At 74.6% G+C, this 14,798-nt stretch carries 10 protein-coding genes; 6 read left to right on the forward strand and 4 right to left on the reverse strand.

Translation table 11 applies throughout. The features are described 5' to 3' along the window. Window positions 1-158 precede the first annotated feature (158 nt). Window positions 159-1,265, forward strand: a complete 1,107-nt coding sequence (locus tag ACFV1L_RS12360; protein ID WP_380365201.1) for a hypothetical protein — start codon at window positions 159-161, stop codon at window positions 1,263-1,265. A gap of 143 nt (window positions 1,266-1,408) precedes the next feature. After that, the gene (locus ACFV1L_RS12365; protein ID WP_380365202.1) at window positions 1,409-2,896 is read left to right on the forward strand and encodes an alkaline phosphatase PhoX; all 1,488 of its coding nucleotides are present in this window, start codon (window positions 1,409-1,411) and stop codon (window positions 2,894-2,896) included. An 87-nt stretch (window positions 2,897-2,983) separates the two neighbouring features. Here ACFV1L_RS12365 and ACFV1L_RS12370 read toward each other — a convergent pair whose 3' ends face one another. Further along, the gene (locus tag ACFV1L_RS12370; RefSeq protein ID WP_380365203.1) at window positions 2,984-4,609 is read right to left on the reverse strand and encodes a PucR family transcriptional regulator; all 1,626 of its coding nucleotides are present in this window, start codon (window positions 4,607-4,609) and stop codon (window positions 2,984-2,986) included. Between the two features lie 202 nt (window positions 4,610-4,811). Between ACFV1L_RS12370 and pruA the strand changes: the two genes are divergently transcribed. Beyond that, window positions 4,812-6,440 (forward strand): L-glutamate gamma-semialdehyde dehydrogenase, encoded by a 1,629-nt coding sequence (gene pruA / locus ACFV1L_RS12375; RefSeq protein WP_380365204.1) that lies wholly within the window; start codon window positions 4,812-4,814, stop codon window positions 6,438-6,440. 87 nt (window positions 6,441-6,527) lie between these two features. Then, window positions 6,528-7,457: a proline dehydrogenase family protein gene (locus ACFV1L_RS12380; RefSeq protein ID WP_380365205.1), complete on the forward strand. Its 930-nt coding sequence runs from the start codon at window positions 6,528-6,530 to the stop codon at window positions 7,455-7,457. Window positions 7,458-7,541: 84 nt separating this feature from the next. Here ACFV1L_RS12380 and ACFV1L_RS12385 read toward each other — a convergent pair whose 3' ends face one another. After that, window positions 7,542-8,762, reverse strand: coding sequence for a TerD family protein (locus ACFV1L_RS12385; RefSeq protein WP_380365339.1), 1,221 nt, complete (start codon window positions 8,760-8,762; stop codon window positions 7,542-7,544). 138 nt (window positions 8,763-8,900) lie between these two features. Between ACFV1L_RS12385 and pepN the strand changes: the two genes are divergently transcribed. Further along, window positions 8,901-11,402: an aminopeptidase N gene (gene pepN, locus ACFV1L_RS12390; protein ID WP_380365206.1), complete on the forward strand. Its 2,502-nt coding sequence runs from the start codon at window positions 8,901-8,903 to the stop codon at window positions 11,400-11,402. 250 nt (window positions 11,403-11,652) lie between these two features. On the opposite strand, the gene ACFV1L_RS12395 is transcribed toward pepN, so the two are convergent. Beyond that, complete coding sequence (locus ACFV1L_RS12395; RefSeq protein WP_380365207.1) at window positions 11,653-12,594, reverse strand: hypothetical protein; 942 nt, start codon at window positions 12,592-12,594, stop codon at window positions 11,653-11,655. Between the two features lie 319 nt (window positions 12,595-12,913). Here ACFV1L_RS12395 and ACFV1L_RS12400 point away from each other — a divergent pair, with 319 nt between their 5' ends. Further along, a complete protein-coding gene (locus ACFV1L_RS12400) occupies window positions 12,914-13,411 on the forward strand; it encodes an SsgA family sporulation/cell division regulator (RefSeq protein ID WP_380365208.1) in 498 nt (165 codons plus the stop codon). Here the strand turns inward: ACFV1L_RS12400 and ACFV1L_RS12405 are convergent. Further along, window positions 13,330-14,745 (reverse strand): GAF domain-containing protein, encoded by a 1,416-nt coding sequence (locus tag ACFV1L_RS12405; protein WP_380365209.1) that lies wholly within the window; start codon window positions 14,743-14,745, stop codon window positions 13,330-13,332. The two genes, ACFV1L_RS12400 and ACFV1L_RS12405, sit on opposite strands and share 82 nt — an antisense overlap. Window positions 14,746-14,798: the final 53 nt, after the last annotated feature.

Genomic DNA, 14,798 nt, shown 5'->3' on the forward strand with positions numbered 1-14,798 from the left:
GACCGGCAACCGAGGCGCAACCCCGCCGCGTCGCCCTGTCGGAAGGCCGCCGCGGACCTGATGGATCGACAGGTTCCCAGGGCCGTATGGTGTGGGGCGGTGCCGGGCCCCGCCCGGCGGGCAGACGGTACGGCGAGTGGCCGGGGGTGCGGCGAGGGATGAAGAGGCAGCGCGCGAGCGGGCCGTGGGAGATCGAGGAGGTCTACGCGGACCAGGAGGCGTACAGCCGGCGGCTGTTGGCCGGCGCCGACTTCCCGGTGTTCGGCTGGGAACACCGCACGGGCGGCCTGCCCGGACGGGACGTGCTGGCCGAGTGCGGGGTCGCCGACGGCGTACTCGGCTGGGTCGAGGTCCGCTCCGGCGCCTGGGACGCGGTCGACGGCCCGTACGTGACCGTCCGCACCTACTGCCCCGGCGCGGAGCTCGCCGAGCCGCTGCCCGACCTGGAGGACGTGGTCGAGGACGAACGCGACCGGGTCTTCGAGCACCTGGGCATCGACGAGGGCGACACCCCGGGCGGCGTCCGCGCCCTGCGCGAGTGGATCACCGTGGACGGCGACCCGCGCGCCCTGCAGATCCACGAGGACCGCCGCCCCGGCGCCGGCACCGTCTGGGCCGGCCGGCTGTGGATGGACGGCGCGACCGTCACCGTCACCGGCCGGGGCGTGCCGCCGGGCGCGATCGAGCTGCGCCGGATCGCCGACTTCGAGCAGTACATCATCGGCCGCACCGCGCTGCTGCGGACCCTGGCGGCCCGCCGGCCGGCCCCGGCCGAGCCCCGGCCCGCGCCGACGCCCGGCGAGCTCGGCCTGACCGCGCACCGCGAACTCGTCGAGCAGGGCATCGCCCGGGCCACCGCCATCCAGGCCCAGCTGCGGGCCGGCCGCTCCGCCCGGCTGCCCCGCCACCTGCGCGGCGACGACCGCAAGGAACGCTGGGAGACCGTGGTGCGCCAGCAGATGCGGCTCGCCTCGGAGACCGAGGACGAGGCCGACGGCGCCGTCACCTCGATGGTCAATCACCTCAGCCGGCTCGCCCACCACGTCGACTGGCTGATCGGCACCGCGGAGGGCTGCGCCGCCATCGAGGAAGTGGTGCGGTACACCGTGTTCGCCAGCGAGGTGCCGAGCCTGCCCGCGCAGCGCGCCTGGGAACGCCTGTGGGCGGGCGGCACCCCCGAGCTGCCGTCCGGCACCGAGGACGCCTGGCTGACCGCGTGGGAGCAGTGGCGGATCGAGCGTACCCAGCACTGGAGCCGGCGGTAAAGCCCCGGTCATGGGGCGGTGCGCGGTTGGCAAAGCGGTTCACGGATCGGCACGTTGACGCAGCGTCGGGTTCACGTCCGGTTCACGTGCGGCCCGGACTCTGACGGCACCGATCCACACCTCCCCCTCCAGGAGTGACCGTCATGTCGCTGTCCCGTCGGGACTTCGTGAACCGTTCGACCGTGCTCGGCGCAGGCGTGCTGATCGCCGGAAGCGCCGAGGTGCTCGGCACCGCCCCCGGGGCGATCGCCGCCCCGGCCGGCGGTGAGGCCGACCTCGCCAAGGGCGGGCACACCGCGGTCGGCTACGGCGAACTGGTGTCCGACCCCCAGGGCATCCTGGCGCTGCCGAAGGGCTTCTCGTACGAGATCATCACCCGCACCGGCACCACCACCCTGGTCACCGGCGAGAGCACCCCCAGCAACCACGACGGCACCGCCGCGTTCGAGGGCCGCCACGGCGCGACCCTGCTGGTCAACAACCACGAACTGGCCGGCCCCCGGGCCAAGTGGCCGCACCCCGTGCCGCTGCTGCCCGGCTACGTGTACGACCCGGCGGCGGCCGGCGGCTGCACCGTCGTCGAGGTGTCCGGACACGGGCACGGGCGCGGCGACGAGCACGGCAAGGGCCACGGGCACGGCAAGCGGCAGGTCCGGGAGTGGGTCGGCATCGCCGGCACCGCCACCAACTGCGCCGGCGGCGCCACCCCGTGGGGCACCTGGCTGACCTGCGAGGAGACCGAGGACAAGGCCGGCACCAACGGCTTCACCAAGGACCACGGCTACGTCTTCGAGGTCGACCCGCACGACCAGGACGCCAACCGCGACCCGCAGCCGATCAAGGCCTTCGGCCGGTTCGCGCACGAGGCCGTCGTCATCGACGAGAAGCGCGGCCACGCCTACCTGACCGAGGACGCGTCCAAGCCGAACGGCCTGTTCTACCGCTGGACGCCGCCGGCCGGCTTCCGCCACGGCAAGGGCAGGCTGCGCACGCTGGCCGCCGACGCGGGCGTGCTGGAGGCGCTGAAGGCGTTCGACTCCCAGGGCAAGCTGGTAGACGACCTGTCCCGCGCCACCAAGCCCGGCACCACGTACGGCGCGGACTGGGTCAAGGTCGCCGACCGGGACGCGCGCACCACCTCGATCCGCAAGCAGTTCAAGGACGGCGAGGTCACCCGCGCCCGCAAGCTGGAGGGCATGTGGTGGGGCGACGGCGGCATCTACTTCGTCTCCTCCTTCGCCCGTGAGGAGTCGCCGCTGCAGCACGACGGGCAGGTGTGGTTCTACAACCCGGTCCGGCGGACGCTCACGCTGAAGGTGATCCTCGGCGTCAACGCCGACATCTGGACCGACAAGGGCAACTTCGACGGCCCGGACAACATCACCGTCTCGCCCCACGGCGGCCTGATCATCGCCGAGGACGGCAACGGGCTCCAGCACCTGTTCGGCACCACCACGGACGGGCGGACGTACGCGCTGGCGCGCAACGAGCTCAACCTCGGGACGGCGGAGGAGCCGGAGTTCAGCGAGTTCACCGGCGTGACGTTCTCGCACGACGGGCGGACCCTGTTCGCGAACATCCAGGAGCCGGGGATCATGCTGGCGATCACCGGGCCGTGGCACCGCATGTGACACGCCCTCAGGCGCGGTCCGCCCGGGGAGGGCCGGTGCCCTCCCCGGGCGGACCCCGCCGTTCGGGGGCGCCGGCCGGAGTGGGGACTACGTGTCGGTCAGGCGCAGTTGGAGCATGGCGAGCAGGCGCTGCTGAGGCTGGGCCAGGTCCAGGCCGGTCAACTGCTCGGCCCTGCGCACCCGGTACCTGAGGGTGTTGGGGTGGATGTGCAGGGCGTCCGCCGCGGTGCGGACCTCGCCGAGGGCGTCGAGGTAGGCCAGGACGGACTCGGCGAGCCGGGTGTGGTGGCGGGCGTCGTAGGCCGTGAGGGCGGTGAGGCGGGGATCGCGCAGTTCGGGGCGGTCCTGGAGCAGGGCGAGGACCTCGGAGACCAGCACCTCGGCCTGGACGTCGTGCAGGGCCGCGACGTCGGGGACGACGCCGCCGCGGCCCATGGCGTCGAGGATCCGGTCCGCCTGGGCGCGGGAGGCGGGGACGTCGGAGAGGCCGGGGACGGTGGGGCCGATGGCGGCGCGCAGCGGAATGGCGAGGTGGGTGCGGGCGGCGTCGACGGTCTCCTGCGCCCAGTCGCGGAGGGTGGCCTGCGGGAGGCCGGGCGGGAGTTCGGGCAGCAGGACGTAGACGCGGGAGTCCACCGGGGCGAGCAGGGCGCCGCGGTGCCGGGCCGCGGTGTGCACGGAGATCAGGCCGGTGACCTCGTCGCGGGAGAGTTCGGCGTCGCGGCCGTCGGTGGCGGCGGGGGCGTAGGCGAGGACGGTGGCCGGGCGGCGCAGGTCGAGGCCGAGGTGGGTGGCGAGCGACTGCGGGCCGGTGGAGCCCTCCAGCAGGCCGGTGAGCAGGGTCTGGGTGAGCCGGGCGTCCGCCGACAACTCGCGGCGTCGGCGCACCAGTTGGCCGGCGGCGACGCGGGCCGCGCCGACCAGCGCCTGGGCGGCGTTCGGGGTCAGCGGGCGGGCGCCCTCCTGGACCCAGATGGTGCCGAGCGGCTGGGCGCCGGAGCGGATCGCGATGGCGAGGCGGCGGCGGATGCCGAGCTCCGGGTGGGCGGCGATCTCGATCGCGCCGTCGGAGCCGCGCAGGTGGGAGAAGACGCCCCACTCGCGGAGCTTGGCGAGGTACGGCTCCGGGCCCTGGCGGCCCAGGATGGAGAGCCGGCGCAGGTCGTCGACCTCGTCGGTCTCCGAGGTGCGGGAGTAGGCGAGGACCCGGCTGGAGGTGTCCTCGACGGAGACGATGCCGCCGGTGAGCACGGCCACCGTCTGGGCGAGGGAGAACAGGTCGCCGGTGTCGGCCTCGCCCGGTTCGGCGCTGTCGGGGCCGGTGAGCAGCGTGCGGGCGAGCGAGTCCAGGTGCTCCCAGCGGGTCTCGCGACGGACGGACAGCAGGGCGACGCCGGCCTCGGTGGCGGCCTCGCGCAGCGCGTCGGCCTGGCCGGGACCGTCGAGTTTGACGGCGACGGCGGCGGCCCGGGCCCGTCCGGCGGCGCGCAGCGCGGGCAGGGCGGCGCGGCCGCGGGCGCCGATGGCGAGGACGAGTTCGCCCGGGGCGGCGGTCGGCGGATCCTCCGGGTCGAGGATGGCGACGTGGCGGACCGGCACGTCCAGCCCGGCCGGGGCGGCCTGGAGCTCGACCAGGGGTTCGCCGAGCGACATCAGCAGTTGGCGCAGCGGCAGGCCGTTCATGTGCGGGTCCTTCGTGGGGTCGGACAACATCCCGGCCCCGAGTTTAGTGAGCCGGACAGGATCCGGCGGCCGTGACCGGGGCGTGACGGTGTTCGTCCGGGCGGACAACGGCGAGCGGGGGACTTTGGCGGCGCGGCCAACAGTTCGCGCCCGGCGCGGGGAATAGCGTTCGTACATGGCCGGCGTGCGACCCGCGTCGGCGTCCCATGACGAGAAGGAGAGCGTGCGCGCCATGGATGCTGTGACCCAGGTCCCCGCGCCGGTGAACGAGCCGGTCCACAGCTACGCCCCCGGCAGCCCCGAGCGGGCCCGCCTGGAGGCGAAGCTGAAGGAGCTGGGCGGCCAGGGGCCGATCCAGCTCACCATGACGATCAACGGCGAGCGCCGCCTCGGCGGCGGTTCCGAGTTCCACGTGGTGCAGCCGCACAACCACGCGGCCCGGCTCGGCACGCTGCGCAACGCCACCCAGGACGACGCGCGCGAGGCCATCGACACCGCGCTGGCCGCCGCGCCGGCGTGGCAGGCGCTCTCCTTCGACTCGCGCGCCGCGATCTTCCTGCGCGCCGCCGACCTGCTGGCCGGCCCGTGGCGCGAGACGCTGGCCGCCGCCACCATGCTCGGCCAGTCGAAGACCGCCCAGCAGGCGGAGATCGACACCCCCTGCGAGCTGGTCGACTTCCTGCGCTTCAACGTGCACTTCGCCCGGCAGATCCTGGCCGAGCAGCCGATCTCCTCCGAGGGCGTGTGGAACCGCAGCGACCACCGCCCGCTGGAGGGCTTCGTCTACGCGATCACCCCGTTCAACTTCACCGCGATCGCCGGCAACCTGCCGACCGCGCCCGCGCTGATGGGCAACGTGGTGATCTGGAAGCCGTCCCCCACGCAGCAGTTCGCCGCGCACTACCTGATGCAGCTGCTGGAGGCCGCCGGCCTGCCCAAGGGCGTCATCAACATGGTCACCGGCGACGGCCTGGACGTCTCCGAGGTCGCGCTCAAGCACCCCGCGCTGGCCGGCATCCACTTCACCGGCTCCACCGCCACCTTCCAGCACCTGTGGCGCACGGTCGGCGAGAACATCGCCGGCTACCGCACCTACCCGCGGATCGTCGGCGAGACCGGCGGCAAGGACTTCCTGGTCGCCCACCCGTCCGCCGACAAGGCCGTGCTGAAGACCGCGATGACCCGCGGCGCCTTCGAGTTCCAGGGCCAGAAGTGCTCGGCGCTGTCCCGTGCGTACGTCCCGGCGTCGATCTGGGCCGAGCTGAAGGACGAGTTCCGCGACGAGGTCGAGTGGCTCACCATGGGCGACGTCACCGACCTGGCGAACTTCATGGGCGCCGTCATCGACGAACGCTCGTTCGCCAAGAACAAGGCCGCGATCGACCGCGCCCAGGCCGACCCCGAGGTCGAGGTCCTGGCCGGCGGCACCTACGACGACTCGGTCGGCTATTTCGTCCGCCCGACCGTGCTGGTCTGCGCGAACCCGGAGGCCGAGTACTTCAAGGACGAGTACTTCGGCCCGATCCTCGCCGTGCACGTCTACCAGGACGAGAAGTACGACGAGATGCTCGCGCAGATGGAGTCGGTGTCGTCCTACGGACTGACCGGCTCGATCATCGCGCAGGACCGCGAGGCCGTGGAGCACGCCATGCACGTGCTGCGCAACGCCGCCGGCAACTTCTACATCAACGACAAGCCGACCGGCGCCGTCGTCGGCCAGCAGCCCTTCGGCGGCGGCCGCGCCTCCGGCACCAACGACAAGGCCGGCGCCAAGCAGAACCTGATGCGCTGGACGTCCACCCGGTCCATCAAGGAGACGTTCGTCCCGCCGACGGACTACCGCTACCCGCACATGGGCTGACCAGGCCCAGTGCCCCCTGCGGGGCGGCCGCCACCCCGGCCGCCCCGCGCCTCTCCCCACCAGCTGATCCTTGATCGGGAGTCCACGATGCTCCGTTCCGCCCTCCTCGCCGCCTCGCGCTCCCCGCAGGTGCGCACCATGGTCGAGAAGTTCCCGCCCACCCACGCGATAGTCGAGCGCTTCGTCGCCGGCGACCGCCTCGACCAGGGCGTGAGCGCGACCGAGACGCTGGTCAACAGCGGCCGCAAGGTCACCCTCGACCACCTCGGCGAGGACACCAAGGACGCCGACCAGGCCGCCGCCACCGCCCTGGCCTACGAGCACCTGCTGACCGCCCTCAAGGAGACCGGCCTCGCCGCCGACGCCGAGGTCTCCGTCAAGCTCTCCGCGGTCGGCCAGTTCCTGCCCGTCGACGGCGAGAAGATCGCGCTGGAGAACGCCCGCCGGATCTGCCAGGCCGCCGCCGACGCCGGCACCACGGTGACCCTCGACATGGAGGACCACACCACCACCGACTCCACCCTGGGCATCGCCCGCGAGCTGCGCGCCGACTTCCCGTGGCTCGGCGTCGTCCTCCAGGCCTACCTGCGCCGCACCGAGGCCGACTGCCGGGACCTCGCCCACGAGGGCTCCCGGGTCCGGATCTGCAAGGGCGCCTACAAGGAGCCCGAGTCGGTCGCCTTCCAGGGCAAGCGCGAGGTCGACCTCGCGTACGTCCGCGCGCTGAAGGTCCTGATGGCCGGTCAGGGCTACCCGATGGTGGCCTCGCACGACCCCAACATGATCAAGATCGCGGGCCAGCTGGCCGAGTGGAACCGCCGCGACGTCACCTCCTTCGAGTACCAGATGCTCTTCGGCATCCGCCCCGAGGAGCAGCTCCGCCTCGCCGAGGCCGGCAACACCATGCGCGTGTACCTGCCCTACGGCCAGGAGTGGTACGGCTACTTCATGCGCCGCCTCGCGGAGCGCCCCGCGAACCTGACCTTCTTCCTCCGCGCGATGGCCACCCGCGGCTGACGCCCGGTCAACTCCCCTGCGGGGCCTGCGGCACGACGCCGCGGGCCCCGTCGGCCTTCCAGGGTGCTGCCGCCGTTCGCGGGCTCACAGCATGGCGGCGGCGGGCTTGACCATGGAGCGGGCGGTCTTGGCGTCGACGTACTCGCCGAGGGCGGTCATGACCCATTCGCCGGAGAACTGGCGGACGAGTTTGCACATGGCGACGCCGGTGCGCGGTTCGGCGTGGGTGAGGTCGAAGCGGACGAGTTCCTCGCCGGTGCCGGCGTCGACCAGGCGGCAGTAGGCGTTCTTGACGTCGGTGAACTTCTGGCCGGAGAAGGAGTTGACGACGAAGACCAGGCCGCACACCTCGGGGGGCAGGCCGCCGAGGTGGACGGTGATGGACTCGTCGTCGCCGCCGCCCTTGCCGGTGAGGTTGTCGCCGGAGTGGGCGATCGCGCCGTTGAAGACCGAGAGCTTCATGAACCAGGCGGTCTCCAGCCGTTCCCGCCGGGCGTCGAAGGCGATCACCGAGGCGTCCAGGTCGATGCCGCGGCCGCGGGCGGCGGGCTCCCAGCCCAGGCCCATCCGGACCGAGGCGAGGAACGGCTTGCCGGCCTTCTCCAGGGAGACCGAGCCGCCCTTGACCAGGTTGACCCGGCCCTTGTCGAGGGTGATCTTGCCGACGGCGGGGGAGCCGGACGGCATCGGCGGCGGGGCGGCGGACGCCGGGGCGGTGGGCACCGGCGGCGCGGCGGGCGGCGCGGGCGGGGCCGGAGGCGCGGAGGGGACGGCGGAGGCCGGCGGTGCGGAGGGGGCGGCGGCCGGCGGCGCGTCCTCGACGGAGACGCCGAAGTCGGTGGCGATGCCGGCCAGGCCGTTGGCGTAGCCCTGGCCGACGGCGCGGATCTTCCACTCGGCACCGCGGCGGTACACCTCGACCACCACCAGGGCGGTCTCCGGGCCGAGTCGGGGCGGGGTGAAGGTGAAGAGCTCGCGGCCGCTGTCGGCGTCCCGGACGGTCGCGGTGGGCTCGGTGCCGGCGAAGGTGGCCTGCCGGTCGTCGAGCGAGGCGGTGACCACGATCCGGGTGATGTCGGCGGGCACGCCGGAGGTGTCGACGGCGATCGCGTCGGGGGCGCCGCCGGCGGCCGGACGGTGCGTCACGCCCGGGCCGGTCGGGGCGTTGAAGAACACGAAGTCCGCATCCGAACGGACCTTGCCGGACTGGGTGAGCAGCAGCCCCGACACGTCCAGCTGCTTGGGTGCGGTGACCTCCACCACGACCCGGCCCGCACCGAGCGGCGCGTTGCCGCCCTGCACCAGAACAGACGTCACGTGCTCCTCCTAGACTCGCCGCCGCGACCACCCTAGCCAACCCGCCCGGCCCGCCGCGGTACGCCGCCAGCGAATCCCGGTCGCACACGCTTGCCGGGCCCGGGCGGGCTCGGCGAGCATGCAGTCATGCCAGCACTGCAACGAGCCGAAGCAACTGTCCGTGCCCGCCTCCTGAAGGTCCGCGGCTACACCGTCGACCTGGATCTGACCCGCGGGCCGGACCGGTTCGGCAGCACCACCGTGATCCGGTTCGGGTGCGCCGAGCCCGGCGCCGACAGCTTCGTCGACCTGGAGCCGGCCGCCCTGCACCGGGCCGTGCTGAACGGGCAGCCGCTGGACGTGGCCGACCTGGACGGCAACCGCCTCGCGCTGCCCGGCCTGCGGGCCGAGAACGAGCTGCTGATCGAGGCCGAGATGCGCTACTCGCGCACCGGCGAGGGCCTGCACCGCTACACCGACCCCGCCGACGACGCCGTCTACCTGTACGCCACCTGCGGCCCCGACCTGGCCGCGAAGGTCTTCGCCTGCTTCGACCAGCCCGACCTGAAGGCACCGATCACCCTCACCGCCACCGCCCCCGAGGACTGGACCCTGGTCGCCAACGGGGCACCGGTCAAGTCCGACGGCGGGCACTGGGAGTTCGCCGCCACCAAGCCGATCTCCACCTACCTGTTCACCGTCGTCGCGGGCCCGCTGCACTCGGTGTACGGCGAGCACGACGGCATCCCGCTGGGCCTGCACGCCCGCCGCTCGCTGGCCGCCGAACTCGACCGCGAAGCCCCCGAGTTGTTCGAGGTGACGGCCGCCTCGCTGGACCGGCTGCACGAACTCTTCGACGAGCGCTACCCGTTCGGCGAGTACCACCAGGCGTTCGTGCCCGAGTTCAACTGGGGCGCGATGGAGAACCCCGGCTGCGTGGTCTTCCGCGACGAGATGCTGTTCCGCTCCCCGGCCACCGAGGCCGAGCACGAGCGCCGCGCCATGGTGATCTGCCACGAGATGGCCCACATGTGGTTCGGCGACCTGGTCACCATGCGCTGGTGGGACGACCTGTGGCTGAACGAGTCGTTCGCCGAGATGCTCGGCTACCGGATCGCCGCCGAGTCCACCCGCTTCACCGGCACCTGGACGGCGTTCGCCGCCCAGCGCAAGGGCTGGGGCTACGACGCCGACCAGCGCTCCTCCACCCACCCGGTGGCCGGCAACGGCACCCGCTCGGTCGCCGAGGCGATGGTCAACTTCGACGGCATCTCCTACGCCAAGGGCGCGTCCGCGCTGCGCCAGCTGGTCGCCTGGCTCGGCGACGAGGCGTTCTTCGCCGGCCTCAACGCGTACTTCGCCGACCACCTGTACGGCAACGCCGAACTCCCCGACTTCCTGGCCGCGCTGGCCACCGCCAGCGGCCGCGACGTGCACGGCTGGGCCGACGCCTGGCTGCGCACCAGCGGCGTCGACACCCTGCGCGCCGAGACCGAGCGCGCCGCCGACGGCACCCTGACCGCGCTCACCGTGGTCAACGAGGGCGAGCGGCCGCACCTGATCGAGGTCGGCGGCCACCGGATCGAGGACGGCCGGCTCGTCCCGGCCGGCCGCGCCGCCGTCGAGATCGGCCCCGGCCGCCGGGTCGCCGTGCCCGCCCTGGTCCAGGCCGGCGCACAGCTGGTCGTCCCCAACGACGGCGACCTGACCTGGGCCAAGATCCGCCTGGACGCGCACTCCTGGCGGCTCGTCACCGAATCGCTGTCCGACATCGGCGACGACGTCACCCGCGCCGTGCTCTGGGAGCACGCCCGCGACCTGGTCCGCGACGCCGAGCTCGACCCGGCCGAGTACCTCCGCCTGATGGAGCGCCACCTGCCCGCCGAGACCAGCGACGCCATCGTCGAGACGGTGCTCACCTTCGCCCGCGTCCACGTGGCCGACCGCCACCTGACCGGCGAGCGCCGCACCGAGGGCCTGGCCGCCGTCAGCCGCACCGCCCGGGCGCTGCTCGCCGCCGGCGGCAGCGACGGCATCCGGCTGGCCGCGCTGCGCGCCGCCGTGGAGAGCTCCGGCGGAGCGCAGCAGCTCGCCGAACTGCGCGGCTGGCTGGCCGGCGACGGCCTCCCGGCCGGGCTGGAGATCGGCCCCGAGCTGCGCTGGGCGGGCCTCGCCCGGCTGGCCTCGCTCGGCGAACTCGACGAGGACCGGATCGCCGCGGAACTCGCCCGCGAGCCCGGCACCGAGGCCGAGTTCGGCGCCGCCCGCTGCCGCGCCGCCCTCCCCGGCAGCGAGGCCAAGGCCCGCGCCTGGCGGGACCTCTTCACGCCCGACGCGATGTCCAACCGCCTGCTGGAGGCCACCGCCCGCGGCTTCTGGGCCTCCGGCGACGAGGCCGAGCAGACCGCTTACGCGCTGCGGTTCTTCGAGCGGATCGGCGAGGCCGCGCAGCGCGGCGACATCATCGCGCGGCTGCTCGGCAGCACGCTGTTCCCGGTCGCCCGGGCCGAGCCGGAGGTGGTGGCCGCGGCCGAGACCGCGCTCGGCGATCAGGGGCTGACGCCGTCGCTGCGGCGCAACCTGGCGGACTGCACGGACGATCTGCGGCGCACGCGGGCGATCAGGGCGGCGTTCGAACAGGTCCGGTGAGGCAGGCGCTCGGGGAACAGTGAGGCCGGGTCTGCGGGGGGTCGGGGGCGGCGGAGGGTCGGGGACGGCGGAGGGTCGGCTTGCGGCGGGCCTTACGGCGGGGGCCCGAAACCACGGGACCGATTCGCGCCCCGTTGATCCTCCGCAGACTCGGCCTCGCCGTTCCCCGAGCCCCTGAAGGGGCTCTCGCCGCTGCCCGGGGCACTGAAGGGGCCCTCGCCGTTCCTCCGAGCCCTGAACTTCGGGTTCGTCAGAAGCTGCCGCGGGCCGCGACGGCGCGGGTGGTGGGGAGGGCGAAGGCGGAGGCCGTCCAGGTCTCGGGGGTGGTGGGGCCCGGGGCGGCGAGGGCGCCGGTCACGGTGAAGGTGTAGAGGCCCGGCGCCAGCGGGAGGTCGGACGGCGTGGTGAAGCGGTACACCAGGGTGTCGCGCTCCAGCGCGACGGTGGCGACGGCGCCCGGCAGGTCGGTGGCGGGGACGGTGCCGGGCAGCGCGGCGGGGCGGGCGAGCCGGAACTCGACCTGAAGGGCGGTCATCGTCTCGTCCAGCCGCACCTGCACGGTGTGCCGGGTGCCGGCCCGGCCCAGGGCGTCCACCCAGGCGGTGCCGCTCAGCGGGTGGGTCGGCACGGGGGAGGCGGACGGGACGGGCGGCTGCAGGTCGGGTCGCGGCGTCGCCGACGGCGAGGGCGTCGGGGCCAGCGGGGAGCCGGTGCCGCTCGCGGCGGGCGACGGCGCGGCCGGGCCGGTGGGCAGCGGCGACGGCGACGGCGCGGGGGTGGTCGACGGGGCCGCCGGGCTGCCGGCCGACGCGGTCGGCACGGGGGTGGCGGTGACGGCCGCCGGGCGGGCGCCGGGGCGGACGGTCGGGCTCGCCGAGCCGTGGCCGGGCAGCGGCGCGGCCTGCGTGGTGGCGGGCCCTTCGACGGGGGTGGCGTCGGCCGTGGGCTCGGACGGGTCCGGGCTGGGCGCGGGCGGGCCGCCGACGGTGACGCCGGGGCGGCGGCCGATCTGCTGCTGCTCGTTCAGCAGCCAGGTGGTGGCCAGGCTGATCCCGACCACGGTGGACATCGCCATCGCCGCGCCGGAGAAACGGATGGTGGGCAGCCGCAGCCGCCCGCCGAAGGGCCGGGGCCGGCCGTGCCGTCCGGTGCGGCCCGCGGCGACGGGCCGGGAGTGCTCGCGGAGCGCCACCGGGCTCCCCTTCCTGGTCTGGTCCGCGTCGGGCGTCCGGACCGGACGTGACGCCGCACCCGTCCACCGCCCGGGGCCGGCCCGGACGAACGGCGCGGGAGGGACGAGACTACCAGCGGTCTGACGGACCGCCAGATCCCGGACCGAACCGGCGTCCGAATCGAGTCCCTTGCCGGTGTGGCCGGTTGGCGACCACCGGCGGCCCGGGGTGGCCGGAATTCGCCACCCGGTGCGCCGGGTGCAACCCCATGCAACCGTTGCGGGCGCCGGTGCGCCGGAGCACGCTGGGCGGGTACCCAGCCGCTTCGGAGAGATCGTCATGCCGTGCGACCCGCTGTCCGCCCCGTCCGACCGTCCGCTCGCCGCCACCCCCACGGGCGGCGAGCCGGACGGCGCCGCCGCACCCCGTGCGGTGGAGGAGGTGCTGGTGCTGCGGATCGCGCTCGACCAGGACCTGGTCGGCGAGGTGCGCACCCGGTTCCGCTACGACGCCGCGGCCCCGTACGAGGTGCGCCTGACCTTCCACCTGGGGCGGCCCGACGAGGCGGACTGGGTGTTCTCCCGCGACCTGCTGCGCGACGGGCTGGACTCGCTCAGCGGCCAGGGCGACGTCAAGCTGTGGCCCGCGCACTGCCCCTGCCACGGCGCGACCCTGCACCTGGCGCTGGACTCTCCGCACGGCAGCGCGCTGCTGGAGGCGTCCCGGCCGCAGGTGAAAGCCTGGCTGGAACGCACCTACCGGATCGTGCCCGACGGCCGGGCGGGCGAACTGCTGCCCAGTGACGAGGAGTTGGCGCAGCTGCTGGCCGAGGGCTGAGCGCCCTGGGCCGCCCGGGGCAGCCGCAGCGCGCCGTGCGCCAGATCGGACCGCAGCGCCCGCACGGCGGGCGCGGCCGACCCCGGCAGCAGGTCGTACGGGTCGTCGGGGCCGAACACCGACACCTCGGCGCAGGCCGACAGGCGGTACGGGCGGGCCTCCAGCAGCGGGCCCAGGTGCCGCCGCAGCCGTGAGAGTTCGGCGCGGACGGTGACGGTGCGCGCCGGGTCGGCGAACAGCGCCTCGGCGAGTTCGGCGGCGCTCAGGCCGTCCCGGTGCAGGGCGAGCAGCAGGAGCAGTTCGGTGTGCCGCGGGCTCGGGGTGTGCGACCAGCAGCCGGCGCTGCCGTTCACCCGCAGTTCGGGGCGTTCCGGGCGGCGCAGGTCGAGTTCCACCAGGCCCGGCCCGGGGCGTTCGGCCGGGTCGGCGGGCCGGGGTCCGCTCGGGCGCAGCAGCCAGCCGTCGGCCAGCGGCTCCACCGCGCACTCGCCGAGGGCCGGCACGAAGTGGACGCCGCCGTGCTCCCAGCTGTCCGGCGGGGGCGCGAGCCGGGGCGGGCCGGGGACGCCGACCGCGGCGGCCGTCCAGCCGGCCGGGTCGACGACCAGGGCGGGGCCGCCGAAGCGGGCCAGCAGCGGCACGGCGACGGTGCGCAGCCGGTGCAGCGCCTCCAGGTGGGCGGCCCGCAGTTCGGTCTCGGCGAGCCGGGCGGCGGTCAGGGCGAGCTGCCGCAGGTAGTGGGGGCCGCCGGAGGCGGGGCCGCTGAGGTCGACCACGCCGGCCGGGCGGCCGGTGCGCGGGTCGCGGATCGGCACGCCGAAGCAGGTCCAGGTGTGGTGGCTGCGCAGGTAGTGCTCGGCGGAGTGCACCTGGGAGGGCCTCGCGGTGCGGGCGGCGAGGCCGATGCCGTTGGTGCCGACCGCGTCCTCGGACCAGAGCGCGCCCGGTTCGAAGCCGATCGCGTCCACGGCGCGGCGCAGCCGGTGCCCGCCCTCCATCCACAGGATCCGGGCCTTGGGGTCGGAGACCGCCAGCACCAGCGGCGCGGAGTCGCCGGGATCGAACAGGGTGGCGCGCAGCACCGGGAGGACCGGGGCGAGGCCGGTGGCGCGGCGCAGTTCCTCCAGTTCGGCGGGCGGCAGGCGGTGGGTCTCGCGGGAGCGCTCCGGGTCCAGGCCGAGGCGGCGCAGCCGGGCCCAGGAGTCCTCGATCTCGGGGCGGACGGAGCGGTCGCCGGGTGCGGGCCGCTCGCCCGCCATGGCCCGGTCGTACGCCCGGGCCGGGGCGTGCGCCCGGGTCGGCGGCCGGTCGGCGCCCCTGGTTCCGCGCTGCATTCGTACCCCCCGTCTCGCCGTCGGCTGCCAGCGTAAGGCCGGTCGGCGTGGAC

It is taken from the genome of Kitasatospora sp. NPDC059646, assembly GCF_042734615.1.
Classification (GTDB): Bacteria; Actinomycetota; Actinomycetes; order Streptomycetales; family Streptomycetaceae; genus Kitasatospora.

Excerpts from the sequence above, each read along its gene's own strand:
- ACFV1L_RS12360 (WP_380365201.1), top strand. The coding sequence starts at position 159 with ATGAAGAGGCAGCGCGCGAGCGGGCCGTGGGAGATCGAGGAGGTCTAC.
- ACFV1L_RS12365 (WP_380365202.1), top strand. The coding sequence starts at position 1,409 with ATGTCGCTGTCCCGTCGGGACTTCGTGAACCGTTCGACCGTGCTCGGC.
- ACFV1L_RS12370 (WP_380365203.1), bottom strand. The coding sequence starts at position 4,609 with ATGTTGTCCGACCCCACGAAGGACCCGCACATGAACGGCCTGCCGCTG.
- pruA (WP_380365204.1), top strand. The coding sequence starts at position 4,812 with ATGGATGCTGTGACCCAGGTCCCCGCGCCGGTGAACGAGCCGGTCCAC.
- ACFV1L_RS12380 (WP_380365205.1), top strand. The coding sequence starts at position 6,528 with ATGCTCCGTTCCGCCCTCCTCGCCGCCTCGCGCTCCCCGCAGGTGCGC.
- pepN (WP_380365206.1), top strand. The coding sequence starts at position 8,901 with ATGCCAGCACTGCAACGAGCCGAAGCAACTGTCCGTGCCCGCCTCCTG.
- ACFV1L_RS12400 (WP_380365208.1), top strand. The coding sequence starts at position 12,914 with ATGCCGTGCGACCCGCTGTCCGCCCCGTCCGACCGTCCGCTCGCCGCC.
- ACFV1L_RS12405 (WP_380365209.1), bottom strand. The coding sequence starts at position 14,745 with ATGCAGCGCGGAACCAGGGGCGCCGACCGGCCGCCGACCCGGGCGCAC.